The following is a 23,726-nucleotide window of genomic DNA, read 5'->3' on the forward strand; positions in this document are numbered from 1 at the left end:
CCTGCCAGGCCTGAAAACACGGGCAAAAGATTCTCTTCAACCAGGTTGTGCAAGGAGCCTCACCCATGAACATCACCCAAAGCCTGCGCTCGAGCTGGCCCGTCGCCGCCCTGTTGCTGCTCACCAGCCTGCTCAGCGGCTGTGGCATCAACAACATCCCGACCCTGGACGAGCAGGTCAAGGCCGATTGGGGCCAGGTACAGAACCAGTACCAGCGCCGTGCCGACCTGATCCCCAACCTGGTGGAGACCGTCAAGGGCTACGCCAAGCATGAGGAAGAGACGCTGACCGCGGTGGTCGAGGCGCGGGCCAAGGCGACCTCGATCCAGGTGGACGCCAAGACCCTGGACAACCCGGAAAAGCTCAAGCAGTTCCAGCAAGCCCAGGATCAGCTCAGCGGTGCCCTGAGTCGCTTGATGGTGGTGTCCGAGCGCTACCCGGACCTCAAGGCCAACCAGAACTTCCTGGCCCTGCAGTCCCAGCTTGAAGGTACTGAGAACCGCATCGCCGTGGCCCGTCGCGATTTCATCCTGGCAGTGCAGAAGTACAACACCGAGATCCGTACTTTCCCCGGTCGTCTCTGGCACAGCTTGATGTACAGCGACCTGCCGGTGCGTGAGTCGTTCGAGGCCACCAGCCCCGACGCTGACAAGGCCCCGCAAGTGAAGTTCTGATGAACCACGGGCAGCGCGTGCTGCGAGGCGCGCTGCTGTGGCTATGGCTGGTGAGTGGCGCCGTACTGGCGCAGCAACCAGGGCCAACGCCCACGGATGGGGTGCAGTTGCGTTCGGCGCAATCCACTGTCCAGGTCGAGCCCGCACCGGCCACTGCGACAGCGGTGCCGCTTGAAAGCCTGTTTCCCAAGCTGACGGGCAGGGTGGTGGACACCGCGCAGATGCTCACGCCTTCGGCGCAGGTCTATCTGACGCAGATGCTCGAACGGCTCGAGCAGAGCACCACCGACCAGGTGGTGGTGGTCACTGTGCCGAGCCTGGGCGGCTACAGCATCGAGGAGTTCGGCCTGCAACTGGGGCGGCACTGGGGTATCGGCCAAAAGGACAAGAACAACGGAGTCCTGCTGCTGGTGGCCAAGGATGATCGCAAGGTGCGGATCGAAGTGGGCTACGGCCTGGAAGGGCGGATCGACGATATCTGGGCGCACCTCATTATCAACGACTCGATCATTCCGTATTTCAAGGATGAGCTGTACTCCTCCGGGATCATTACCGGCACCACCTCCATCGTGCGTCTGCTGGAGCCCAACAGCACGCGGATGCTGGCGCACCGCTGGGTGGTGCAGAGCTGGTACCAGCAGATCGAATGGATGTGGTGGTTCAAGGTGTTGTTCTTCCTGGTGTTCGCCGTCTTGCCCCTGGGCGCGATACTGGCTTCGTGAACCAGGCCGTGCCAGCGATGATCCGCCCACACGTGAACCCAGGGCCGAGCGTGATTCGGGATCGAGCAGTTCATTCGACTGGTTCGACTCCGGCAGTTCGAGTTCCGGCTCAAGTTCCGATTCGGATAGTTTCAGGGGCGGCGGTGGCAGTTTTGGCGGTGGCGGGGCATCCGGCAGTTGGTAGTGCAAGTGAAAAGTCATTGAGGACGAGGTGCTGATGCGACTCTATAAAATCGGCCTGGTGCTGTTGCTCTGGGTCTTGGCAATTTCGGCACAGGCCGAGCTGAAGTTCCCGGCCCTGAGCGGGCGGGTGGTGGACGATGCGCAGATGCTCGAGCCGGCCACGCGCGCCCAGTTGACCCAGGAACTTGCGGCCCATGAGCAGGCCACCAGTGAACAATTGGTGGTGGTGACCCTGGCGAGCCTGCAGGGCGCCACCATCGAGGATTATGGCTACCAGCTGGGGCGCCACTGGGGCATTGGCCAGAAGGACAAGAACAACGGCGCGCTGCTGATCGTTGCCCGGGATGAGCGCAAGCTGCGCATCGAAGTGGGCTATGGCCTGGAAGATCGCCTGACCGATGCCCAGGCCTCGGTGATCATCAACCAGGTCATCACCCCGGCGTTCAAGAACGGGCAGTTCAGCAAGGGCATCAGCGACGGGGTTTCGGCGATGCTCCTGGTGCTGGGCGGCACGCCGCTGGATGAGCCTGCCACCGCTTACGGCACGGGTGAGAGCAGCGCTCAGGACGATTTTGTCCAGCGTCACCCGTTGCTGTTCATCTTCCTGGTGCTGCTGTTCATCCTGGTGGTCATGGTGGCGCAGGCGCTCGGTTTGATCTCCACCACCAGCGGGCGCGGTGGCGGCGGAGGCGGTGGCTTCGGCGGTTTTGGTGGCGGGTCCGGCGGTGGCGGCGGCTTCAGTGGCGGAGGCGGCAGCTTTGGCGGTGGTGGCTCCTCCGGCGGCTGGTAACTGACAATAAAAAGCGGAAATCTAACGACATGGCATTACTCAGTGAATTCGAACAACGGCAGGTGGCCGAAGCCATCGCCCGGGTGGAACAGCAGACCGACGCCGAACTGGTGACGGTGCTGGCCGCCCGGGCCGACGATTACGCCTACATCCCGCTGCTCTGGGCCAGCCTGCTGGCGCTGGTGGTACCGGGACTGGTGCACTACGCCACCGGCTGGCTGAACATGCACCTGTTGCTGCTGGCGCAGTGGGCGACCTTTATCGTGCTGTGCCTGGTGTTCCGCCTGCCGCGGATTACCACCCGGTTGATTCCGCGTTCGGTGCGCCACTGGCGTGCCTCGAACCTGGCCCGGCGCCAGTTCCTCGAACAGAACCTGCACCACACCGTGGGCGGTACCGGGGTGCTGATCTTCGTCAGCGAAGCCGAGCGCTATGTGGAGATCCTGGTGGACGAAGGCATCTCCAGGCGCCTGGACAACAAGAATTGGCACGCTATTGTCCAGGCCTTTACCCAGCAGGTGAAGCAGGGCCAGACCTTGCAGGGCTTTCTCGACTGCATCGCGTCCAGTGGCGAGCTGCTCAAGGAGCACGTACCGCTGACCCAATCGCGCAACGAGCTGCCCAACCGCCTGGTGGTGCTCAACTGAGCCCTGAGGGCTCGGTTGCTGAAGAATCTGCGCCGTCGGGTCAATAACTCCGTGCCCCGACGGCTCATCCCCCCTAAAATACCCGCCATTTCCCGATTCGCTCCCCGCACCGCCCGAGGCTCCAGCCCCATGTCCGTCACCGCACCTTCCGTCCGGCCCGCGCCGGACCACCATGCCCAGTTCCTGCAATTGCTGGAGACCAGCCTGGCGCAAAACGCCTTCATCAAGCTGGTACTGGCCAAGCACGTGGGCGCCGAGGCGGACCTGCAACGGCTGATCATCAAGCAGCTGACGGTCAAGGAACAGCCGTGCCTGTCCTTCGTCTATCGCTACAAGACCCGCGATATCACCAAGAACTTCTCCCTGGACGAAGGCATTGCCGCCATCGCCGAGCTGCTGCCGGCTTCGTTCAAGAACGCCCATTTGCTGACCCTGACCGATGAGGTCCAGCTGGAATACAGCAAGAAGGGCAAGAGCTCGCTGTTCAAGGGCAAGCCGCAAACCCAGCGCGATGTGCCGTCCGCCGAGCACAACCGCGAGAAGAACCGCTTCCTCGACCTGGACCGGCCGTTCCTCGCCGACCTGGGCGTGACCAACAAGCAGCACGAGCTGATTCCGGCGATGTCGCGCAAGTGGAAGCAGATCAACAAGTTCATCGAGGTGTTCAGCCATGCCCTGGGCAGCTCGCCGATCGACCTTGCGCAGCCGGTGCGGGTGGCGGACTTCGGTTCCGGCAAGGGCTACCTGACCTTCGCCATCCACGACTACCTGCGCAATACCCTCAAGGCCCAGGGCGAAGTCACCGGGGTCGAGCTGCGCGAGGACATGGTGACCCTGTGCAACGCCGCCGCGCAGCGCCTGGAGCATCCGGGCCTGGTGTTCAAGTGCGGTGACGTGCGCAGCGTGGCCCCCAGCGAACTGGAAGTGATGATCGCCCTGCATGCCTGCGACATCGCCACCGACTATGCGATCCACACCGGCATCCGCTCCGGGGCGGCGATCATCATGTGCTCGCCGTGCTGCCACAAGCAGATCCGCCAGCAGATCCAGAGCCCGGCGTTGCTCAAGCCCATGCTGCAATACGGCCTGCACCTGGGGCAGCAGGCGGAGATGGTCACCGACAGCCTGCGGGCGCTGTTCCTCGAAGCCTGTGGTTACGAAACCAAGGTCTTCGAGTTCATCTCCCTGGAGCACACCAACAAGAACAAGATGATCCTCGCGGTCAAGCGCGTCGAACCCCAGGACCCGACCCAGTTGTTGGCGCGGATCGACGAACTCAAGGCTTTCTACCGCATCAGCGAACACTGCCTGGAGACCCTGCTCAAGGCAGACAAGCAGCTGTAAGCGCCAGTGGATGGCTGCAAGCGAGAAGCTTGCAGCTTGCCGCGTGTGGCTTGCAGCTGTAGTACCTGGCTATTACCCGGCCCGGCCGATTGCGACTACCTTGAGTACTTCTTCTGTCCACGTGTTTCCTTGAAGGGAGTCCACTCCATGGCCGCGAAAAAGATCCTCATGCTGGTTGGCGACTACGTCGAAGACTACGAAGTGATGGTGCCGTTCCAGGCACTGCAGATGGTCGGGCATACAGTGCATGCCGTCTGCCCGGACAAGAGCGCCGGGCAGACCGTGCGCACGGCGATCCACGACTTCGAGGGCGACCAGACCTACAGCGAGAAGCCTGGGCACCTGTTCGCCCTGAACTTCGATTTCGCCAAGGTGCAGTCCAGCGACTACGACGCGCTGCTGATCCCCGGTGGCCGTGCCCCGGAATACCTGCGACTGAATGAAAAGGTCCTGCAACTGGTCAAGGAGTTCGACCGGGCCGGCAAGCCGATTGCTGCGGTGTGCCATGGCGCGCAACTGCTGGCCGCGGCAGGCATCCTCGAAGGCCGTGAATGCAGCGCCTACCCGGCCTGCGCCCCGGAAGTGCGGCTGGCGGGGGGCACCTATATCGATATCCCCGTGACGCAAGGCCATGTCCAGGGCAACCTGGCGACCGCCCCGGCCTGGCCGGCCCACCCCAGCTGGCTGGCCGGTTTCCTCGGCCTGCTGGGCACCCGGATCACCCTGTAAGCGAGTGCCACGCCATGTGCGAGCTGTACGTCAAGGCTGACCCGATCCTCTACGAATCGCGTTCGCGCTCGCTGCGTATTCGTGGCGTGGTCACCACCCTGCGCCTGGAAAACCAGTTCTGGGACATCCTCAGCGAGATCGCCGAGGTGGACGGCATGACCACCAACCAGCTGATCGCCAAGCTCTATGAAGAGGTCATGGACTACCGTGGCGAGGTGGTGAACTTCGCCTCCTTCCTGCGGGTCAGCTGCACCCGCTACCTGAGCCAGCGGCGCAGCAGCGCCCCGGATCTCAACCTGGTTCGCCTCAACCGATGACCTGTAGCCGCTGCTGAGCCTGCGAAGCTGCGCACGCCCCGAAGGGGGCAAGGTCTGCGCTGTAGATGGCCAAGCAAGGTCCTGCGGACCTTTGTGCAGCCTCGCAAGCTCGACAGCGGCTACAGGGCCTCTGCTCAAGGCTGAAGGTCACAGCCCCAGGCGCACCAGCTGGCGCAGGTCGGCGATCACCGCCGGGTTGCCGCCTTCGAGCACATCCAGGCGAATCTGCGCGATCAGTGATTTGAGCAGTTCGGTCTGGGTCATCCGCGTCGCCTGCAGCAGGCGCGCGAGATCCTCGGCCACATAGTGGTTCACCTTAAGCGACAGGCGTTTCATTGCATTCACGGCAGGTATCTGGCGGACCTCGGCCTGTTGGGCCAGGTACTGGGCGAAGCCGTCGTGCACTTGTTCCAGGGCAGGTACAAGGGGGGCGCTGAAGTAGTAGCTGAAGAACAGCTTGCGCATCTGCACCCCGGCGTCCTCGGCCACCGAGTGCATCGCGGCGTCCAGCACGTCGAGGTAGACCGCAGGCAGCCGCGCCTCGATGGAGGTCAGTTGCTGGCGGCGCGCTTCCTTGATCGCCGGGGTCGACTGGGGGGGAATGGCTACCGTGGTAGCGCACTGATCGCAGACCCCCACCAGGATCTCCCGGGCCTGGCCGTTGCCGTCGCTGAAGGGCACGTCGCGCCGGGTGTAGGTAATGCCCACGACCTGCTGGCAATGCTCACAAAGTGCCTTGCCCCGGTCGCCCTGCAGATAGAGTTTCATGGGTTGTCCTCATCGGTGAACGCTGATGAACCACGCATCTGGCTCGATAAAGTAGAACTTGATGTACCAGCCCGCCTTCCTCAGCACATGGACGGCAAGGTCCGGGGCGCTGTGGTGGGCACTGCACTGGTGGTCGGTGCCCTTGCAGGCGACGATGACCTCGATCAGTTGGCCGGCCGAAACCTCGCCGGTGGCCAGCAGGTTCTTGACCTCGATCGAGCCGCGTGCGGCATGCAGATAGTTACCGCTCTGTAGTGCATTGATCAGGTCCCGCCTGACCTTCCTGAAGCCTCTGTCCATGATGCTTGCCTGTTTGTACGATAATGTTCGTACGCGGTCAATGGGGCGTTGGCTGAAAGCGCCCAAAGGCATTCCAACGGTTTTCAGGGGGGAGGTCGATCCTAGCCCAGGGAGGGCCAGTGGGAGGGCGAAGCTAAAGGTTTGCAATACATCGGTGGTGCTTCGCCTGGCGCAGCGTGCTGTGCCAGGCGAAGGCCTTCAGAAGAACCGCGTCACGCTGATCTTGGCGTTGCGGCCCAGGCTCGAGGCGTTTTCGCCGCTCAGCGGTGGGCGATAGTCACGGTTGAACATGTTGTCCAGGGTGAAGTTGACCTCGGTGCCCTTGAGGTAGGGCTGCTGGGGTTTCCAGTTGGCGAACAGGCCGTGCACGTTGTAGCGGTCGTTCTTGTACTGGTTCCAGTACGAGTCGCCCATGGCGCTGGCTACGCCGCCGGGGTAGATATCGCTGGGCACCCGGTCGGTCTGGCGCACCCACTGGCCTTGCCAGCCCACTTGCGCATCCCACTGCGGGATCTTCACCCCCAGGGTGGCGACCCACTTGCGTGGCGGGATGTCCCGGGCCCAGACGTTCGGGCCCCAGGGGTTGCTGTAGGCGCCTTCATGCTTGCCGGTGATCCAGGAGTAGGAGAGCGAGCCGAACAGGTAGTTGGAGTCGTAGAAGCTCTCGACCTCGAAGCCCTTGATGGTCAGGTCGCCGATGTTGCGATAGACCCCGATCGTCGGCTGGTTGCACACATCTCGGATGCTTGCACCGGTGCTCAATTGCTCGGGACAACCAATCCCGAGGTTCTTCATGATCTCGTCCTTGATCTTGTTCTGGAACACCGTGGTGCGCACTTGCACCCGGTCACCCTGGGCCAGCACGTCGGCGAAGCTGTGGATGCTGCCGCCGCGCAGCGCGGTGATGCGCTCCGGGTCCAAGTTGCGGCTGGTGGAGGAGCGAGTGCTACCCGGGGCCTGGACTTCGTATTGCTCGTCGATCACCGGGGCACGCCAGGTCTGGCTGTAGTCGGCGAACAGCGCCAGTTGCGGGTTCACCGTCCAGAATGCCGACAGGCGTGGCGACCAACCGGTGTAGGTCTTGGCGCTGTAGTCGTGGCCCACCACCGGATTGGGGCTGTTGTAGATCGGTGCGTCGTTTTTCTGCCCGCGGTTGCGCACATAGTCGTAGCGCAGCGATGGGGTCAGGGTGAAATCGCCCAGGGAGATGGCGTCCTGGATATAGAAGGCGTTGTTGTCGACCTTGCCATGGGGCATGAAACCCGGTTGGTAGTAGCCGTTGTTGTAGTTGGGAGTGCCGTACATCTTGCCCGGCATCCACATGTCCACCTCGCGGGTGTGCTTGCGGATTTGGATGCCATTGGTCAGGGCGTGCTCCAGCGGTCCGGTACTGAAACGACTGGTGTTCTTCAAGGCGAGGATCTTGTCCTCGTAGCCGACGGTGATCTTGCGTCCGCCAGAGGAGGGCTGGATGAAGGCGTTCGGGCCGCGCTCATCGGTCTGGTCGGTGTCGGAGTTGGAGTACTTGGCTTCGAAGTCGATCCACGGGTTGTCCACCGGGGTGTACTGGTACTTGGCGATCCAGGTGGTGTCGACGGTGTTGCGCTGGGCCAGGTAGCGCTTGACGGCATCGTCATAGCCGAGCCGGTCGACATCGTTCTTGCGTGGCGGCGTTGGGTAGCTCTTGGCCGAGAAGGGGGCCCAAATGTCGCTCTCTGAGCGCATGTAGCTGAAGCCCAGGCGCTGCTCGTCGGTCAATTGCATGTTCAGCTTGAACAGCTGGCCTTCCAGGTCCTGGGCGGTATTGGGCAGGCGCTTGGGATTGATCGGGTAGGCGTTGTCCGGGTCCGGCTGGGCGCTGGCCAGCTTCATGTCGTCGCCATCGCGCTTGGTCCAATAGGCCAGGGCATCGAAGCGGCCATCGTCGGTACGGCCATAGACCGCCGATGTGTAGGCCTGCTCGTGGCTGTTGCTGCTGTAGCCGTACTTGACCATGGCGCCGGTGTTGCGGCCTTCCTTCAGCAGGTCCGGGGCATCCTTGGTCTCCATGTGCACGGTGCCGCCGAAACCGCCGTTGCCGGTCTCGGGCGAGTGCGGGCCTTTTTCCACCTCGATGCGCTTGATCAGCTCTGGTTCGATGAAGATCGACCCCTGTTGGTAGCGCTCGAAGCCGCTCTTGGTGGCACCGTCGACGCTCATCGGTACGTCTTCGGCATCTCCCAGGCCCCAAATATTGATGGTCTGGCCTCCGGGCTTGAGCGAGCCGCCCAGGGTCACGCCGGGCAGGGTGTCGATCAGGCTGACCACGTTGGTGGCTTGGTGGCGGTCGATTTCTGCCTGATTCAAGGTCGAGCGGCCGACGCTGGAGGAGTCCACCACCGAGCCGTTGCCGATCACGCTCGTGGCTCCCAGTTGCAGGGCCGAGCCGCTGCTCTGGCTGGTTTCGGCGGGACGCACGATATAGGTGTTGTCGACCTTGACCAGGCTGAATTGGCCGTTGCGCAGCAGCTGGCGGATCGCCTCTTCCGGGCTGAAGTCACCTTGCAGGGCTGGCGCCTTGGCATTGCGCAGCAGTTGCTCGTCGAACAGCAGCTGGATTTTCGCTTGCTGAGCGATCTGGCTCAGGGACGCGGCCAGGGGCTGCGCCGGCAACTGGAAATGGAGTGATCCGGCGTGGGCCTGCAGGCTCAACGCCAGGCAGGCGGCCAGCAGGGTCGGACGGGTACGGACTAACGGTACAGGCAAGAGCGCGCGAAACATGACTTCCCCCAGAGCGGCTTAAAGGCCAGAAAAGCGCTGCGGACAAATCGCAGACGGGAGGAAGACGCGGCAGTGAAAAAAAACCTCATGTGCAAATGCAAAATATTCTCATGTGTGAGCTTCAGCGGGCTTCGATCTTCAACTGGCCATTGGCCTGGGCCACGGTTTTGACCGGGATCAGCGCGGGCAGGGCCTTGATCAGGGCGTCCGGATCGTTGACGTCCAGATTGCCCGAGACCTTGTAGGCACCCAGGGGGCCCTCGGCCAGTTGCACTGGCTGGCGCCGGTACAGGTTCAACTCGTCCACCAGGCTGGCCAGGTCGCGGTTGCGAAAGGCCAGGCGCCCGCTACGCCAGTCCGCCACGTCGTCTTGATCCAGGGACTGCTGGCGCAAGGTGCCTTTTTGCAGGTCGTAGATGGCCTGTTGCCGGGCACCGAGCAAGGCCAGTTCGGCGGGGCGCCCGTCCGGGCTGAAGGCTACTTGCCCGTGGGCGACGCTGACCACCAGCTGGCGTTGGCCACGGCGCACATCGAAGGCCGTGCCAACGACCCGTACCTTGGCCGCGCCACTGTGCACCCACAGCGGTCGCTCCTTGTCGGCGGCGACCTCCAGGTACAACTGGCCGTGTTGCAAGTAGATATCGCGCTGTTGTGCGCTGAAGTCGATTTGCACCTGGGTATTGGCGTTGACGTACAAGGTGCTGCCATCGGGGAGCTTGAAGGCTCGTGCCCCCTGTTCCTGGGCCGCGACCTGCTGGACGTAGGGTGTCCTGGACGTGCCGAGGTTGACTGCCAGCACCGTGCACAGCACGGCAGCGGCCACCGCCAGTGCCGGACGCCAGACCGGGCTCCTGCGCTGGGGCAGTGCAATCGGCTTGCTCAGTTGCTGCAATTGCGCCAGGTCGACCCACAACTCTTCGAATTCGGCATAGGCCCGGGCATGGGCCGGGTGCGCCATCCAGGCTTCGAAGGCCTTGCGGGTAGCGCGGTCCGGGGAGTTGCGGTTACGGGCGAACCAACCGGCGGCCTCGCTATCGATCTGTGCGGTGCCGGGGTCGTCATGGTTGCCGGGAAAGCGGGTCATTCAGGCAGCTCCTTGCCGTTTTCTCGTTGTAGATGCTGCTTGCAATGCAGCAGGGCAAAGGCGATGTGTTTTTCCACCATGCTGACGGAAATTCCCATGCGCTTGGCAATCTGTGCCTGGCTCAACCCTTCGAAGCGGTGCAGCATAAGGGCTTCGCGGCGGCGCGGCGAGAGTTGGGCAAGGACTTCTTTCAATTGTTCCAGGCGTTGCAGGCGCTGGGCAGCAGGCAGCGGCTCGTGCTGTTCGTCGGCCAGCGGTTCGCTGTCGAAGCTTTCTTCGGGATGGGCGTCCTGGTGCACCTTGCTGCGCACCTGCTGGCGTCGCCAGTGATCGCGCAACAGGTTGCGGGCCATCTGGAACAGGAAGGCCCGGGGCTGCTCCACCTGGGCCCGGTCACGGTAATCGAGCCATTGGGTGAATACGTCCTGGGTCATGTCCGCCGCGTCGTTGGCGTTGTCCGTCCGTTTACGCAGGAAATGCAGGATGTCCGCATAGAACCCGCGAACAGAGTCCGCCGACACAGAGTCGGGCTTGGGGCGAGACATGGATATCCTTCTTGACGACGCGGTGGGCAGGAGGTCGCGAATGATATCGAGAATTATTGCTATTTGTCACTTGGCCATTTGATGGCACTTTCCAGGTGCCCATCAGCCCCCCGCAATGGCTTGTCGACCCGCGCCGACAAGCCGTTGGCTGCCTTCAGATCACGAAGAATCCATGGGTGCCATCGCGTCCCAGCTGCGCCACCAGGCCGAACTCCCAGTCCAGGTAGGCCTGCATGGCTTCCCGGGGATTATCGGTACCTTCATAAGGGCGCCGGTAGCGATCGATGCGTGGCGAGGCCAGGCGCTGCTGGCCTTCTTCCAGGGGCAATCCGGCTTCGATCCAGGCGCTTGTGCCGCCGCTGAGAACGAACACCGGGCGTTGGGTCAGGGCCTGCAAGTGCGGTACGACGAAGCGCGCCAGCAGGCTGCTGCCACAGGTCAGGACGAAGCGCTCGGGTGGCGGCAGGCGCTCCAGGGCCTGGGCCAACTGGCTGGGCAGTACCCACCAGGCGCCAGGGATATGGCGTTGCACATGATTGGCGCTGGCAGTGACATCCAGCACCAGGGTGCCGGGCTCGCGCAGCCAGTCGGCCAGGGTCCGCGGGCTGATTTCCTCGACTACCGGGCTGTCTGGCAACGGTGCCTGCCACGGCCCGCGCACGCTGAAGTCGCTGCCCCGCAAGCCGTCGAGCACGGCTACTTGCCAGCCCATCTGCGCCAGCCATGAAGCGCTCATGTTGGCCCGCACGCCATCGTCGTCCACCAGCACCAGGCGCGCGCCGCGCACGCTGGCGAAATGGTCGGTCTCCTGCACCAGCTGGCCGCCTGGGGTGGAGCGGGCGCCGGGCAGGTGGCCGGCGGCGAATTCTTCCGGGCTGCGCACATCGAACAGGTAGCTGGTGCGCTGGGGTTCGGCCTGCCAGCGGCGCCACTGGGCCAGGTCGATGCGCGCCACGTCGGCCCGGTCGGCCACCGCCCGGGCCGCGGCCTGGGCTTGTGCGCGGTGGGCGCCGACGTGTGTGGTGAGGCGCCGCTGCTGGCCGTGTTCCAGGGCCTGGCCGGCGAGGGTCCAGCCGATGGTGCCGTTGCGCAGGGCCGCCACCGGGTTGGGAATACCGGCGTTCACCAGCGATTGGGTGCCGATGATGCTGCGGGTGCGCCCGGCACAATTGACCACCACCCGGGTTTGCGGATCGGGCGCCAGTTCACGGACCCGCAGCACCAGCTCGGCCCCGGGCACGCTGGTACTGCCAGGGATGCTCATGGTCTGGTACTCGTCGAAGCGCCGGGCATCGAGCACCACCAGGTCGGCTTGCTGATCGAGCAGGGCCTGCAACTCCTCGGCAGCCAGCGATGGCGTGTGGCGCTCGGTCTCCACCAGTTCGCCAAAGGCCTTGCTCGGCACGTTGACGTCCTTGAACAACTCGCCCCCGGCGTTGTGCCAACCGTCGAGGCCGCCTGCGAGCAGGGCGACATCGCTGTAGCCCAGTTGCCGCAGGCGGGTTGCGGCGCGTTCGGCCAGGCCTTCGCCCTGGTCGTAGAGGGTGATGGCGGTATCGCGCCTGGGGATGCGCGCATACACCTCCAGCTCCAGTTTCGACAGCGCGATGTTGGTGGCGAACAGCGGATGGGCCTCGGCGAAGGGCGCTTCTTCACGCACGTCCACCAGGGCCAGTTCCTGGCGTTCGAGCAAGGCCTGGCGGATCTGTGCCGGGCGGCGGGTCGGGAAATCGGTCATTGCAGGGGCTCCTTCGACAGGTCCCAGAGGTTGGGCAGCAAGGTATTGGAATAGCCGGAGATGAAGAGCTTCTCGTGACCGTCCAGGTCATGCACCCCACGCCGCACCGCGCCGATGTTGGCGCCGTAGACATGGATGCTGATGGACACCCGGTCGGCATGGGCGTTGGTCACCTGGTGGATATCGCCAATACGCGGCGACACCGCTTCCACCTGGCCCGGCACCAGGCGCACCGGTGAGCCGGCAGGTCGCAGGCGGCCGTCGGCCAGGCGCTCGAAGCCCTGGGAGTCCTCGGCGCCGCGCAGCATGCCGATCAGGCCCCAGGTGCGGTGGTCATGAATCGGCGTGCATTGGCCCGGGCCCCAGACGAAGCTGACGATGGAGAAGCGCTGGCGCGAGTCGGTGTGCAGCAGGAATTGCTGGTAGCGCTGCGGGTCGGCCTGGGCGAAGGCGTCGGGCAGCCAGTCGTCCTGGCTTACCAGGCGTTGCAGCAAGGCCGCGCCCTGGTCCAGGACCCGGACTTCGTCGGGATGACTGTCGAGCAGTTCGGCCAGGTCGCCGATGAAGCCGCGCAGGCGGGCCAGGTTGGGTGAGGCGATGGAGACGGTCGAGGCGTTGTGGGGCATGGGTTCCCTCCGTGGACACAGGACGAACGACACGAACTACACGGTCGAGCTAAAAGGTATTATTCTTATCGAACATTTTTCCAGTCATTTATTATGCGAAAAAAGAATGAAGATAGATGATCTGAACGCGTTCGTGGCGGTGATCCGCTGCCAGACCATCAGCCAGGCGGCCGACGCCCTCCAACTGACCCAGCCGGCCATCACCCGCCGGGTGCAGAACTTCGAGGAGGCGCTCGGGGTCGAGCTGCTGGATCGCAATACCAAGCCGCTCAAGCCCACCAGCATGGGCCTCAGGGTGTATGGCCAGTGCCTGGAGGTGCTACGCAGCATCGATGCGCTGAACGAGCTGGTGGCCAGTGACGGCGCCCCCAGCGGCGCCCTGCGCATCGGCGTGCCACAGACCATTGGCGATGTGGTGCTGCTCGATGCCCTGAGCCAGTTGAAGGCCCTCTACCCGCAGTTGCAAACCTCGGTGGCCACCGGTTGGGGCAGCCACCTGCTGGGCAAGGTCGAGAACGGCGAGCTGGATGTGGTGGCCGCGCTGTTTCCTGCCGGCAAGGTGTTTCCCGAGGCGGTGGTGGGGCGCTCCCTGGGCAGCATGAACCTGGTGGTCGTGGCGGCCCGGGGCGAAGCGCGCAAGCGTTCCTGCAAGCTTGCCGATTGTTACCAGCGCGGCTGGGTGCTCAATCCCGATGGCTGCGGTTTCCGTGCTGGCCTGCAACGGGCCCTGAGTGCACAGGGCCTGTCGCTGCAGATCAACCTGGAGACCTTCGGCACCGAGCTGCAACTGGGGTTGATCGCCAATGGCCTGGGGTATGGCCTGGTGCCGCTGCCGTTGCTGGAAAACAGCAGCCACCGGGACAAGCTGGAGATCGTGCCGGTCAGTGATTTCAAGCCGGTGATCGACCTGTGGCTGATCCATCCGCGCTTCCTCGGCAACCTCCAGGAGCCTGTGAGCATGTTCGGCGAAATGGTGGCCGCCCGTGTCGGCCAGTCACCGTCCTGAACGGGGCGGATAGCTCGCTGATTTGCAAGTGAATTGCATATCTCAATTGCCAGTTAATGCAATATATGTATATTAAATTAGAACCAAAACGAATTTCACGGACGTTTTTTATGTAGTTAGCATGGGATTCGAACGCGCTGAAATAGGGATATTGAAATGCCTGCGCAAGCCCCGCTCAAAGTCTCCGGCCATTGGACCGCAAGCCCTGGATATCGGGCCCTGGTGCAACTGCTGCTACGCCTGGCCAGCCCCTTGCTGCTGCTCTTGCTGTGGGAATTGGCCGCGCGCACCGGTTTGTTGCCGGCGCGGGTCATCGCCGCCCCCAGCACCATCGGTGCCACCCTGTGGCAGATGCTGGGCAGCGGTGAACTGGGCGGGCATCTGTGGGTATCCCTCAAGCGCGCTTTCGCTGGCCTGGCCATCGGCGTCAGCCTCGGTACGCTGCTCGCCCTGTTGGCCGGCCTGTCGCGCGGTGGCGAGCTGGCCATCGACTCGCCGATGCAGATGCTGCGTACCCTGCCGTTCCTGGCCATCGTGCCGCTGTTCATCCTCTGGTTTGGGGTTGGCGAGACGCCCAAGATCGCCCTGATCGCCCTGGGCACCACCTTTCCCATCTACCTCACGCTGTTCTCCGGCATCCGCAGCCTCGATCCCAAGCTGGTGGAGGCCGCGACCCTGCTAGGCCTCAAGCGCTGGGAACTGATCGCCCACGTGATCCTGCCCGGGGCCCTGCCGGCGTTCTTCGTCGGCTTGCGCTACGCCTTCGGCATCAGCTGGCTGGGCCTGGTGGTGGTGGAGCAGATCAACGCCAGCGCCGGCATCGGCTACCTGGTCAACGACGCCCGGGACTTCATGCGCACCGACGTGATCGTGATCTGCCTGCTGGTCTACAGCGTGCTCGGCCTGGGCATCGATGCCCTGGTACGGGGCCTTGAACGTTTCGCCCTGGCCTGGCGGCCGACTTTCATCAGGAGTTGAGCCATGCACCTGTCATCTTCGCTATCGGGCCCGACCGCAGCGGGCCATTCGCTGACCGCTGTCGAAGGCCGTGGCATCACCCGGCGCTTCGCCGGGCAGGCGGTACTCGACGAACTGGACCTGGACATCGCCCCGGGAGAGTTCGTCGCCCTGCTGGGCCGCAGCGGTTCGGGCAAGACCACTTTGTTGCGCGCCCTGGCCGGCCTGGAACCCATCGACGCCGGGCGCTTGCAGGTACCGACGGCCATGGCCGCGGTGTTCCAGGAGCCACGCTTGATGCCCTGGAAGCGCGTTTGGCGCAACGTCGCCCTCGGCGTGCGGGGCGAGCAGGTGCGCCAGCGGGCCCAGGCGGCGCTGGAGGAAGTGGGCCTGGCCCATCGGTTGCAGGCCTGGCCCGGCACCTTGTCCGGTGGCGAGGCCCAGCGTGTGGCCCTCGCCCGGGCCCTGGTGCGTGAGCCGCAGCTGTTGTTGCTGGACGAACCCTTTGCCGCCCTCGACGCGCTGACGCGGATCCGCATGCATCGGTTGATCATCCGCCTGTGGCAGGCCCATGCCCCGGCGGTGCTGCTGGTGACCCACGATGTCGATGAAGCCCTGCTGCTGGCCGATCGCGTGCTGGTGCTGGCCAACGGGCGCATTGCCGAACAACTGCCGATCCGCCTGCCGCGCCCGCGCCAGGCCGGCCTTCCCGGGTTCCAGCAACTGCGTGGGCAGTTGCTGCAATTACTGGGCGTCGAAACCGAGGCCGAACCGGCCTCCCTTGTTGCCCCACCACTGAGCAGGATTGCCAGCCGATGAGCCTTTGCACCGAACCATCCATCGCCACTGCGGCGCCCCTTGAGCTGGACTCCGTAGCGTTCGCCGACCTGCTGCAGCAGTTGAGCGAGGAGTTTGCCGCCACGGCGGCCCACTATGATCGCCACAGCGAGTTTCCCCATGCCAACCTGCAACGCCTGCACCAGCATGGCTTGCTGGCCTTGACCGTACCCCGGGCCCTGGGCGGCAGCGAGGCGACCCTGGCCCAGGCGCGGCGGGTGATCGGCGCCGTGGCCCAGGGCGAACCTTCCACCGCCCTGGTGTTGGTGATGCAGTATTTGCAGCACACGCGCCTGCAGCAGAACACCGCCTGGCCCCTGCACCTGCGCCAGCAAGTGGCCCGCGAAGCGGTGCAGGACGGAGCCCTGATCAATGCGTTGCGGGTCGAGCCGGACCTGGGCACTCCCGCTCGTGGCGGCCTGCCGGCCACCCTGGCGCGGCGGGTCGAGGGCGGTTGGTCGCTCAGCGGTCGCAAGATCTACTCCACCGGCATTCCCGGGCTGACCTGGCTGGCGGTGTGGGCCCGCAGCGACGAGCCCGAGCCCCGCGTGGGCACCTGGCTGGTGCACCGTGACAGCCCGGGCATCCGCATCGAGGAAACCTGGGACCATCTGGGCATGCGTGCCACCGGCAGCCACGATGTAATCTTCGATGAGGTGTTCGTGCCCCTGGAGCAGGCGGTGGACATCCAGCTGGCCAACGTCCCGCGACCTTCGGAGCTGGACAGCAAGGGCGTGCTCTGGCTGGCGGTCTTGCTGTCGGCGATCTACGACGGGGTGGCCCGTGCCGCCCGCGACTGGTTGCTGGGCTGGCTCGCTCAACGGGCCCCGGCCAACCTCGGCGCGCCGCTGTCGAGCCTGCCGCGTTTCCAGGAACTGATCGGGCGTATCGATGCCTTGTTGCTGAACAACCGGGTACTGCTCGACGCCGCCGCCGAAGGGCGGATCGCCGCCAGCGAGGCCACCCAGGTCAAGTACCTGGTCACCAGCAACGCCATCAGTGCGGTGGAACTGGGGATCGAGGCCATCGGCAACCCGGGGCTGGCCCGGGGCAATCCCATCGAGCGCCACTATCGCGATGTGCTGTGCAGCCGCATCCATACGCCGCAGAACGACGCCATCCTCGGCGCGGTGGGGCGTGCCGCGTTCGCCTTGCCCAGCCGTGGAGCCCAGGCGTGACGCGCATCGCCAGCCAGCTCGACGCAGCCTTCAACCGGCAATTGCGCCAGTGGCTGCCCGGGATCGAGGTGCTGGACCTGCCCCGGGGTATTCCCGCCGGCTTGCCCACGGATATCCAGGTGCTGCTGGCCGCGCCCCATGCCGATTTTCGCGACGCGGCGCAGCCACCGACCGGCTGGCCCTTCGGCCTGGGTTTCGTGCAACTGGCCAGTTCCGGCCTGGATTACTTTCCCCGCTGGCTGTTCGAGCACCTGCCGGTGGCCAGTGCCCGGGGCTGCACTGCGTCCAGCATCGCCGAGTTCGTCCTGGCGGCGATCTTCGCCGCCGCCAAGGGATTGCCCCAGGTGTGGGTCGAGCGCGCCGAACATTGGCAGCAACGACCGCTGGCGGCGGTGGCCGGCAGCACCCTGGGCTTGTTCGGTTTTGGCAGCATTGCCCGGGAACTGGCGCCCAAGGCCCTGGCGCTGGGCATGCGGGTGCTGGCCCTGCGGCGTTCGCCGCAGCCTTTGCAGGTGCCCGGGGTGGAGTCGGTGAGCGACCTGGGGCAACTGTTTTCCCGAGCCGACCACCTGTTGCTGGCGGTGCCGCTGACCGAGCAGACCCGCCAGGTGGTCGACGCCGATGTGCTGGCCATGGCCAAGCCGGGGCTGCACCTGATCAATATCGCCCGGGGCGCGCTGATCGATCAGCCGGCGCTGCTCAAGGCCCTGGACAGCGGGCGCATCGGCCTGGCCAGCCTGGATGTGGCTGATCCCGAGCCGTTGCCCGAGGGGCATCCGTTCTACCGCCATCCACGGATTCACCTGTCGCCACACACCTCGGCCAACTCGCCCGGGGTCTACCTGAATATCGCCCGGCTGTTGGAGCGCAACCTCGGGCATTGGGGCGATGGTTTGCCGCTGGAAAATCCGGTGCAGATCCAGCGTGGCTACTAGCGTGCGGTGCCTAGGTCTTGCGGTGATCGTCAGGCAAGGCCCATGGCGGTTTGTGTCGCCGCTGCCGAAGGCTGCGTAGCAGACGCGGGGATCTTGAGACCGCAGAAGGGCAGGCGGGAGCAGGGTATTGATGAGCATTTCAAGGAGAGTGGATATGACCGCACATTTTCGTCCCGCGGTGTATGACTTGCCCCGCGATGGGCATACGGTTTTTCGCTGGGAGCACCCGCCGCGCCAAGCCAGTGTCGAGCTCGAGCGATTGCAACGCAAGCAGAGCCTGGCGGCGGCGTTCCGGGTCTTCGCCCGTCTGGGTTTCGACATGGGGGGGGCCGGGCATATCACGGTGCGCGACCCGGAGCACCCGGAGCATTTCTGGGTCAACCCGGTGGGGGTGTATTTCGGCCATGTACGGGTCTCCGACCTGTTGCTGGTGGACCCCGACGGCGCCATCGTCGAAGGCGAGGGCGCGTTGAACCTCGCGGCGTTCGCCATCCATGCGGCGCTGCACCAGGCCCATCCTGAGGTGGTGGCCGCCGCCCATGCCCATTCGTTGCACGGCAAGGCCTGGTCGAGCCTGGGTCGCCTGCTGGACCCGCTGACCCAGGATGCCTGCGCCTTCTATGAGCGGCACGCGCTGTTCGACAACTTCTCCGGGGTGGTGCTGGAGGCCAGCGAAGGGGCGCGGATCGCCGCCGCCTTGCACGGGCACAAGGCGCTGATCCTGCAGAACCATGGCCTGCTCACGGTGGGCGAGACCGTCGAGGCGGCGGCCTGGCGCTTCATCGCCATGGACAACGCCGCCCAGGCCCAACTACTGGCCGAGGCTGCCGGTACGCCACGGCCCATTCCCCATGATGTGGCCCGCCACACGGCGCGCCAGGTGGGCACCGAGTTTGGCGCCTGGTTCAGTTTCCAGCCCTACCGCGAGCGCATCCTGCGCGAAGAAGCAGATTTTCTCGATTGAGGACAGCCAGCATGCAGCGTCGTCGTTTCCTGCAACTCTCGGCCCTTGCCGGCCTGGCCGGCGTCTTGCCGCGCCTGGGGCTGGGAGCCACCACCGATTGGTCCGGGGTCACCCTGAACGTCGCCACCTACAAGGGCGCGGCCCCGAGCTTCTTTACCCAGGCGGGCATCGAACCACCCCCTTACCAGGTCAAGTACGCCGAGTTCACCGGCGGCAACCTGAGCTTCGAGGCCCTGGTCAGCGGCACCCTGGACATCTCGCCGATGAGCGAGATCCCACCGATCTTCGGCATCAAGAACCAGGCCCCGGTGAAGCTGATCGCGGTGCTCACCGGCGACGTCAACAACCAGGCCTTCATCGTGCCCAAGGGCTCCACGGTGCAGTCGGTGGCCGAGCTCAAGGGCAAGCGCGTCGGCTACATCCGCTCCACCAGTTCCCATTACTTTTTACTCAAGGCGCTGAAGGAGCAGGGGCTGGGTTTTGCCGACATCGTGCCCATGGCCCTGACCCCGCAGGATGGTTTCGCCGCGTTCCAGAACGGCGCCCTGGATGCCTGGGTCAGCTTCGGCTACTTCATCCAACTGGCCGAGCTGCGTGCCGGGGCCCGGGTGCTCAAGACCGGGCAAGGCTACCTGTCGGGCAACTACGTGATCGCCGCCAACCAGCAGAGCATCGCCGACCCGCGCAAGCATGCGGCGATCACCGACTACATCCTGCGCGAGTACCGCTCCTGGCAGTGGATCGCCAGCCACCCCGAGGAGTGGGCGACCCGCAGCGCGCAGATCCTCGGTATGCCCCGGGAAGTGTTCCTGGCCCAATACCGCGCCCAGAGCGGCCCGCGCTTGCTGCAACCGGTGGACGATGCGGCGGTGAAGTCCCAGCAGGACGTGGCCGATCTGTTCTACGAGGCCGGGGTGTTGCCCCAGCCGCTGGATGTTTCCGGCCTCTGGGACCGCAGCTTCCATTGGGGCTGAGGACCTGGCGTGTTTTTCCATCCGGCCCTGGAGGCCCCATGCTGCGCCGATCCTTGCTGACCCTGGCCCTGGCCAGCCCGTGGGCACTGGCCCAGGAGCCCGCCGCGGCCCTGCACCAACGCCTGACCGTACTCGACAGCCACCTCGACACCCCGATGCAACTGGCCCGGCCGGGCTGGGACATCCGCCAGCGCCATCGTTACCAGGACGACCTGTCCCAGGTCGATCTGCCACGGATGCGCGAGGGTGGCCTGGATGGCGGCTTCTGGGCGATCTTCACGCCCCAGGGGCCGCTCGACGCCGAAGGCCGGACCCAGGCCAGCGAGCACGGCCTGGCGGTGTTGACCCGAATCCGCGACCTGGTGGCCGCCCATCCCCAGGACTTCGCCCTGGCCCTGCGCGCCGAGGATGTGCCGGCCATCGTCGGCCGTGGCCAGCGCGTGGTGTTCATCAGCATGGAGAACGCCGAGCCCCTGGCGGCCGATCCCCAACGGCTGCTCACCTACCATCGCCTGGGCCTGCGCATGCTGGGGCTGGTGCATTCGGCCAACAACGATTTCGCCGATTCGGCCACCGCCTTGCCGCAATGGCGGGGCCTGAGCCCGGCCGGGCGCGAGCTGGTGAGCGCGGCCAATCGCCTGGGCATCCTGCTGGATGTGTCCCATGCCTCGGACCAGGTGTTCGACCAGGTGCTGGCCCTGTCCACGGCGCCGATCATCGCTTCCCATTCCAGCAGCAGGGCCATTACCCACCATCCACGCAACCTGGATGACCAGCGCTTGCGCCAGCTGGCGGCCAAGGGCGGGGTGGTGCAGGTCAACAGTTTTCCCAGCGACCTGATCGACGCTGTCCCCAACCCCGAGCGTGCCAAGGCCCTGGGGCCGCTGTACCGTGAGTTTCGCCTGGCCGCCAGCCTCAGCCCCGGACAAGTGGCGGACCTGGCCGAGCGCATCCGCCAGGTGGAAGCCCGTTACCCGCAACCCAGGGCGACCCTCGACGACTACATGAAGCACCTGCTGCATATCCTCGACGTGGTGGGGCCTGAGCATGTGGGCATCGGCGCCGACTGGGATGGCGGTGGCGGGGTCGAGGGGCTGGAGGATGTGACGCAACTGCCACGCATCAGCGAACGCCTGCTGGTGGCGGGCTACAACGAAGCCGACCTGGAGAAGATCTGGGGCGGTAATTTGCTGCGGGTGCTGGCAGCGGCCCAGGCCGCTGCGGCTGAGTCTCCAGCGGCAAGCCCCACGACTCGCGACTAGCGGCGGGAATGCTCCGTCTGCGGCTATGCGCGGCACGCAGAATCTCTTGTTGTGAATATGAAACAAAGTAATATTTGCATATGCTTAAAATGTATTTCTCTTATTAAATAAGCGCCCCTAGGATGGCTTTCCATAGACCCAAGTGACTGCACAAGTTGCCGGGCTATAACCGAACGTACTATCCATCCGCAGCAGGGAGCGCTGGCATGCCACTGACCAGAAGACAATTGATTGCCCGTATCGCCGCGGTTGGCGGCGTCCAGGCGGCAAGCGCGGTCATGGGGTTGTTCGGCATGGCGGGCAATGCCGAGGCGGTCGAGGAAAACTACGCCTCGTTGCCGGCCACACCGGTGGGCAAGGGCGCCAGGGTGGTGGTGATCGGTGCCGGGATCGGCGGTCTGGTCAGTGCCTACGAACTGCACAAGGCCGGGTTCAAGGTGACCTTGCTCGAGGCCCGCGACCGGGTCGGCGGGCGCAATTGGACGGTGCGCGGCGGCGATCGGGTGGAGTACAGCGATGGCAGCGCGCAAGTAGCACGCTTCGATCAGGGTTTCTACCTCAATGCCGGCGCCGGGCGCCTGCCCAGCCACCATCAATTGATGCTCGGCTATTGCCGCGAGCTGGGGGTGGAGCTGGAGGTGCTGGTCAACACCAGCCGCAATGCCCTGGTCCGCCCTGACTTGAACCAGCCGGCGCTGCAGATCCGCCAGGCGGTCAATGACAGCCGCGGGCATTTTTCCGCACTGCTGGCCAAGGCGGTCAACCGCCACGCCCTGGACCAGGAACTGAGCGCGGCGGATCGCGACAACCTGCTGAGCTTCCTCAAGACCTGGGGCGACCTGTCGGACAAGCTCGAGTACCTGGGCTCGGCCCGTTCCGGCTACAAGGTCTGGCCCGGGGCCGGCGACCAGTTGGCGCAGAAGAACGATCCGCTGCCCTTGCAGACCCTGCTCAACCCGGCGCTGACCACGGCGCTGATGATCGACGAATACCCGGAGTTCTCGCCCACCATGTTCCAGCCGGTGGGCGGCATGGACCGCATCCCCCAGGCCTTTGCCCGGCACTTGAAGGGGCAACTGCGGCTGCACAGCGAGGTGCGTTCGATCAGCAACCGCCAGGACAGCGTCGAGGTGACCTACCTGGACCGGCGTACCGGCCGCAGCCAGCGCCTGGTGGCCGACTATGTGATCAGCTCCTTGCCCTTGCCGCTGCTGGCCCGGGTCGAGAACAACTTCAGCGCACCGGTACGCCAAGCCATCGCCGCCGTGCAGTTCGGCTACGCCAACAAGGTGGCCTGGCAGTCGCGGCGCTTCTGGGAGAGCCAGTACCAGATCTACGGCGGGCTGTCCTTCATCAACCAGGAGGCCTCGGGGCTGTGGTATCCCAGCGGCGGCTTCAACCAGCCCGAAGGGGTGCTGGTGGCGGCCTACAACAATGGCGAGACCGCGCGCAAATTCGGCGAGAAGAGCCTGGCCCAGCAGATCGAGATCTCCCGCCAGGCAGTGGAGCTGCTGCACCCGGGCCACAGCCATGAACTGCGCAATCCGCTGGTGATCGCCTGGAGCCGGATTCCCTACAACTTCGGACCCTGGATCAGCCATGAAGTGGTCGAGCCGGACTACAGCCTGCTCAACCAGCCCCAGGGCCGGGTCTACCTGACCAGCGACGGCCTGGCCCACAGCGGCGTGGGTATCTGGCAGGAGGCCGCCGCCGGCGCCGCCCGCCGGGTGGTGCGGCAACTGTTCCAGCGGGCGCAAGGCGCATCGCTACAGCAAACGGCCTGAACCGGCCGAACATTCATAAAAACAGCGGTAACCCATGCCGGGTAGCGGACCTCCGAGGCTGGCAACCACAACCTTGGGAGCGTCTTTGCATGTCTTTGAAAAATACCGTCGTAGGGCTGGGGCTGCTGTTCGCTGCCGCCAATAGCTGGGCCGCAGGAATCCAGCGCATACCGTCCACCTATCCCAATTCGCCGATCCTGCAGGCCGTGACCCTGCCGGCCAATAGCGAGGTGACCTACCTGTCCGGCCTGCTACCGGACCCGGTGGACCCCAAGGCCGCCAAGGAGCAGATCCATGCGGTGGGCAATACCGAGGCCCAGGCGCGGGTGGTGCTGGGCAAGGTGCGGGCGATCCTCGCCAGCCAGGGCTTGGGCCTGGGCGATGTGGTGCAGCTGCGCATCTACCTGGTGGGCGATCCGGCGCTGGGCGGCAAGCTGGACTTCGATGGCCTGCAAACCGCCTTTCGCGAGTTCTTCGGGACCCAGGAGCAGCCGTTCAAGCCAGCCCGGACCACGGTGCAAGTGGCGGGGCTGGTCCTGCCCGGCGCCTTGATCGAAGTCGAAACCGTTGCCGCCCGAGCGCGCTGAGCATTCTTCGAAAGG

24 protein-coding genes are annotated in these 23,726 nt (G+C 65.0%); 17 read left to right on the forward strand and 7 right to left on the reverse strand.

Going from position 1 to position 23,726, the window contains the following annotated elements; all coding sequences use genetic code 11:
* Positions 1-65: 65 nt before the first annotated feature.
* The 7 genes from C4K39_RS06895 to C4K39_RS06925 all read left to right on the forward strand — a co-directional run bounded on the left by C4K39_RS06895 (position 66) and on the right by C4K39_RS06925 (position 5,406).
* Positions 66-674 carry a LemA family protein gene (locus C4K39_RS06895; protein ID WP_068582077.1) on the forward strand — a complete coding sequence of 203 codons (609 nt, stop codon included), beginning with the start codon at positions 66-68 and terminating at the stop codon, positions 672-674.
* Complete coding sequence (locus tag C4K39_RS06900; RefSeq protein WP_225926564.1) at positions 674-1,396, forward strand: TPM domain-containing protein; 723 nt, start codon at positions 674-676, stop codon at positions 1,394-1,396. The genes C4K39_RS06895 and C4K39_RS06900 overlap by 1 nt, the downstream gene beginning before the upstream one ends.
* A 217-nt stretch (positions 1,397-1,613) precedes the next feature.
* Positions 1,614-2,369 carry a TPM domain-containing protein gene (locus tag C4K39_RS06905; protein WP_124345942.1) on the forward strand — a complete coding sequence of 252 codons (756 nt, stop codon included), beginning with the start codon at positions 1,614-1,616 and terminating at the stop codon, positions 2,367-2,369.
* A gap of 29 nt (positions 2,370-2,398) precedes the next feature.
* On the forward strand, positions 2,399-3,016 hold the full coding sequence (locus C4K39_RS06910; protein ID WP_068582083.1) for a TPM domain-containing protein: 618 nt from the start codon (positions 2,399-2,401) through the stop codon (positions 3,014-3,016).
* A gap of 129 nt (positions 3,017-3,145) precedes the next feature.
* Positions 3,146-4,360 (forward strand): class I SAM-dependent methyltransferase, encoded by a 1,215-nt coding sequence (locus C4K39_RS06915; protein ID WP_124345943.1) that lies wholly within the window; start codon positions 3,146-3,148, stop codon positions 4,358-4,360.
* A gap of 147 nt (positions 4,361-4,507) precedes the next feature.
* Entirely contained in the window at positions 4,508-5,089 is a 582-nt protein-coding gene (locus tag C4K39_RS06920) for a DJ-1/PfpI family protein (RefSeq protein WP_124345944.1), read from the forward strand.
* Positions 5,090-5,103: 14 nt separating this feature from the next.
* Positions 5,104-5,406, forward strand: coding sequence for a ribbon-helix-helix domain-containing protein (locus C4K39_RS06925; RefSeq protein WP_068582091.1), 303 nt, complete (start codon positions 5,104-5,106; stop codon positions 5,404-5,406).
* A 147-nt stretch (positions 5,407-5,553) separates the two neighbouring features.
* On the opposite strand, the gene C4K39_RS06930 is transcribed toward C4K39_RS06925, so the two are convergent.
* The 7 genes from C4K39_RS06930 to C4K39_RS06960 form a co-directional block, all read right to left on the reverse strand.
* Positions 5,554-6,174 carry a hypothetical protein gene (locus C4K39_RS06930; RefSeq protein WP_053135436.1) on the reverse strand — a complete coding sequence of 207 codons (621 nt, stop codon included), beginning with the start codon at positions 6,172-6,174 and terminating at the stop codon, positions 5,554-5,556.
* 9 nt (positions 6,175-6,183) lie between these two features.
* Entirely contained in the window at positions 6,184-6,474 is a 291-nt protein-coding gene (locus tag C4K39_RS06935; protein WP_225926565.1) for a hypothetical protein, read from the reverse strand.
* A 198-nt stretch (positions 6,475-6,672) separates the two neighbouring features.
* Positions 6,673-9,234, reverse strand: coding sequence for a TonB-dependent receptor (locus C4K39_RS06940; RefSeq protein ID WP_124345946.1), 2,562 nt, complete (start codon positions 9,232-9,234; stop codon positions 6,673-6,675).
* A 121-nt stretch (positions 9,235-9,355) separates the two neighbouring features.
* Positions 9,356-10,318 (reverse strand): FecR family protein, encoded by a 963-nt coding sequence (locus C4K39_RS06945; RefSeq protein ID WP_124345947.1) that lies wholly within the window; start codon positions 10,316-10,318, stop codon positions 9,356-9,358.
* A complete protein-coding gene (locus C4K39_RS06950; protein WP_124345948.1) occupies positions 10,315-10,863 on the reverse strand; it encodes an RNA polymerase sigma factor in 549 nt (182 codons plus the stop codon). The genes C4K39_RS06945 and C4K39_RS06950 overlap by 4 nt, the downstream gene beginning before the upstream one ends.
* Positions 10,864-11,017: 154 nt before the next feature.
* Positions 11,018-12,601: a rhodanese-related sulfurtransferase gene (locus C4K39_RS06955; RefSeq protein WP_124345949.1), complete on the reverse strand. Its 1,584-nt coding sequence runs from the start codon at positions 12,599-12,601 to the stop codon at positions 11,018-11,020.
* Positions 12,598-13,227, reverse strand: coding sequence for a cysteine dioxygenase family protein (locus tag C4K39_RS06960; protein ID WP_124345950.1), 630 nt, complete (start codon positions 13,225-13,227; stop codon positions 12,598-12,600). Before C4K39_RS06960 ends, C4K39_RS06955 begins: the two co-directional genes overlap by 4 nt.
* Positions 13,228-13,333: 106 nt before the next feature.
* Here C4K39_RS06960 and C4K39_RS06965 point away from each other — a divergent pair, with 106 nt between their 5' ends.
* The 10 genes from C4K39_RS06965 (at position 13,334) to C4K39_RS07010 (ending at position 23,711) form a co-directional block, all read left to right on the forward strand.
* Entirely contained in the window at positions 13,334-14,233 is a 900-nt protein-coding gene (locus tag C4K39_RS06965; RefSeq protein ID WP_124345951.1) for a LysR family transcriptional regulator, read from the forward strand.
* Between the two features lie 156 nt (positions 14,234-14,389).
* Positions 14,390-15,211 (forward strand): ABC transporter permease, encoded by an 822-nt coding sequence (locus tag C4K39_RS06970; protein ID WP_124345952.1) that lies wholly within the window; start codon positions 14,390-14,392, stop codon positions 15,209-15,211.
* Positions 15,212-15,214: 3 nt separating this feature from the next.
* Positions 15,215-16,009: an ABC transporter ATP-binding protein gene (locus C4K39_RS06975; RefSeq protein ID WP_124345953.1), complete on the forward strand. Its 795-nt coding sequence runs from the start codon at positions 15,215-15,217 to the stop codon at positions 16,007-16,009.
* Entirely contained in the window at positions 16,006-17,205 is a 1,200-nt protein-coding gene (locus C4K39_RS06980; RefSeq protein WP_124345954.1) for an acyl-CoA dehydrogenase family protein, read from the forward strand. Before C4K39_RS06975 ends, C4K39_RS06980 begins: the two co-directional genes overlap by 4 nt.
* Positions 17,202-18,140: a D-isomer specific 2-hydroxyacid dehydrogenase family protein gene (locus C4K39_RS06985; protein WP_124345955.1), complete on the forward strand. Its 939-nt coding sequence runs from the start codon at positions 17,202-17,204 to the stop codon at positions 18,138-18,140. Before C4K39_RS06980 ends, C4K39_RS06985 begins: the two co-directional genes overlap by 4 nt.
* 154 nt (positions 18,141-18,294) lie before the next feature.
* Entirely contained in the window at positions 18,295-19,104 is an 810-nt protein-coding gene (locus C4K39_RS06990; protein ID WP_068582119.1) for a class II aldolase/adducin family protein, read from the forward strand.
* Positions 19,105-19,115: 11 nt separating this feature from the next.
* Positions 19,116-20,078, forward strand: a complete 963-nt coding sequence (locus C4K39_RS06995; protein ID WP_124345956.1) for an ABC transporter substrate-binding protein — start codon at positions 19,116-19,118, stop codon at positions 20,076-20,078.
* 38 nt (positions 20,079-20,116) lie between these two features.
* Positions 20,117-21,340 carry a dipeptidase gene (locus tag C4K39_RS07000; RefSeq protein ID WP_124345957.1) on the forward strand — a complete coding sequence of 408 codons (1,224 nt, stop codon included), beginning with the start codon at positions 20,117-20,119 and terminating at the stop codon, positions 21,338-21,340.
* A 206-nt stretch (positions 21,341-21,546) separates the two neighbouring features.
* Entirely contained in the window at positions 21,547-23,124 is a 1,578-nt protein-coding gene (locus tag C4K39_RS07005) for a flavin monoamine oxidase family protein (RefSeq protein WP_124345958.1), read from the forward strand.
* 89 nt (positions 23,125-23,213) lie between these two features.
* Entirely contained in the window at positions 23,214-23,711 is a 498-nt protein-coding gene (locus C4K39_RS07010; protein WP_103325440.1) for a RidA family protein, read from the forward strand.
* The last annotated feature ends 15 nt before the right edge of the window (positions 23,712-23,726 follow it).

This window comes from Pseudomonas sessilinigenes, assembly GCF_003850565.1.
Taxonomy (GTDB): Bacteria; Pseudomonadota; Gammaproteobacteria; order Pseudomonadales; family Pseudomonadaceae; genus Aquipseudomonas; species Aquipseudomonas sessilinigenes.

Coding starts and splice junctions, on each gene's coding strand:
- C4K39_RS06895 (WP_068582077.1), top strand. CDS start 66: ATGAACATCACCCAAAGCCTGCGCTCGAGCTGGCCCGTCGCCGCCCTG.
- C4K39_RS06900 (WP_225926564.1), top strand. CDS start 674: ATGAACCACGGGCAGCGCGTGCTGCGAGGCGCGCTGCTGTGGCTATGG.
- C4K39_RS06905 (WP_124345942.1), top strand. CDS start 1,614: ATGCGACTCTATAAAATCGGCCTGGTGCTGTTGCTCTGGGTCTTGGCA.
- C4K39_RS06910 (WP_068582083.1), top strand. CDS start 2,399: ATGGCATTACTCAGTGAATTCGAACAACGGCAGGTGGCCGAAGCCATC.
- C4K39_RS06915 (WP_124345943.1), top strand. CDS start 3,146: ATGTCCGTCACCGCACCTTCCGTCCGGCCCGCGCCGGACCACCATGCC.
- C4K39_RS06920 (WP_124345944.1), top strand. CDS start 4,508: ATGGCCGCGAAAAAGATCCTCATGCTGGTTGGCGACTACGTCGAAGAC.
- C4K39_RS06925 (WP_068582091.1), top strand. CDS start 5,104: ATGTGCGAGCTGTACGTCAAGGCTGACCCGATCCTCTACGAATCGCGT.
- C4K39_RS06930 (WP_053135436.1), bottom strand. CDS start 6,174: ATGAAACTCTATCTGCAGGGCGACCGGGGCAAGGCACTTTGTGAGCAT.
- C4K39_RS06935 (WP_225926565.1), bottom strand. CDS start 6,474: ATGGACAGAGGCTTCAGGAAGGTCAGGCGGGACCTGATCAATGCACTA.
- C4K39_RS06940 (WP_124345946.1), bottom strand. CDS start 9,234: ATGTTTCGCGCGCTCTTGCCTGTACCGTTAGTCCGTACCCGTCCGACC.
- C4K39_RS06945 (WP_124345947.1), bottom strand. CDS start 10,318: ATGACCCGCTTTCCCGGCAACCATGACGACCCCGGCACCGCACAGATC.
- C4K39_RS06950 (WP_124345948.1), bottom strand. CDS start 10,863: ATGTCTCGCCCCAAGCCCGACTCTGTGTCGGCGGACTCTGTTCGCGGG.
- C4K39_RS06955 (WP_124345949.1), bottom strand. CDS start 12,601: ATGACCGATTTCCCGACCCGCCGCCCGGCACAGATCCGCCAGGCCTTG.
- C4K39_RS06960 (WP_124345950.1), bottom strand. CDS start 13,227: ATGCCCCACAACGCCTCGACCGTCTCCATCGCCTCACCCAACCTGGCC.
- C4K39_RS06965 (WP_124345951.1), top strand. CDS start 13,334: ATGAAGATAGATGATCTGAACGCGTTCGTGGCGGTGATCCGCTGCCAG.
- C4K39_RS06970 (WP_124345952.1), top strand. CDS start 14,390: ATGCCTGCGCAAGCCCCGCTCAAAGTCTCCGGCCATTGGACCGCAAGC.
- C4K39_RS06975 (WP_124345953.1), top strand. CDS start 15,215: ATGCACCTGTCATCTTCGCTATCGGGCCCGACCGCAGCGGGCCATTCG.
- C4K39_RS06980 (WP_124345954.1), top strand. CDS start 16,006: ATGAGCCTTTGCACCGAACCATCCATCGCCACTGCGGCGCCCCTTGAG.
- C4K39_RS06990 (WP_068582119.1), top strand. CDS start 18,295: ATGACCGCACATTTTCGTCCCGCGGTGTATGACTTGCCCCGCGATGGG.
- C4K39_RS06995 (WP_124345956.1), top strand. CDS start 19,116: ATGCAGCGTCGTCGTTTCCTGCAACTCTCGGCCCTTGCCGGCCTGGCC.
- C4K39_RS07000 (WP_124345957.1), top strand. CDS start 20,117: ATGCTGCGCCGATCCTTGCTGACCCTGGCCCTGGCCAGCCCGTGGGCA.
- C4K39_RS07005 (WP_124345958.1), top strand. CDS start 21,547: ATGCCACTGACCAGAAGACAATTGATTGCCCGTATCGCCGCGGTTGGC.
- C4K39_RS07010 (WP_103325440.1), top strand. CDS start 23,214: ATGTCTTTGAAAAATACCGTCGTAGGGCTGGGGCTGCTGTTCGCTGCC.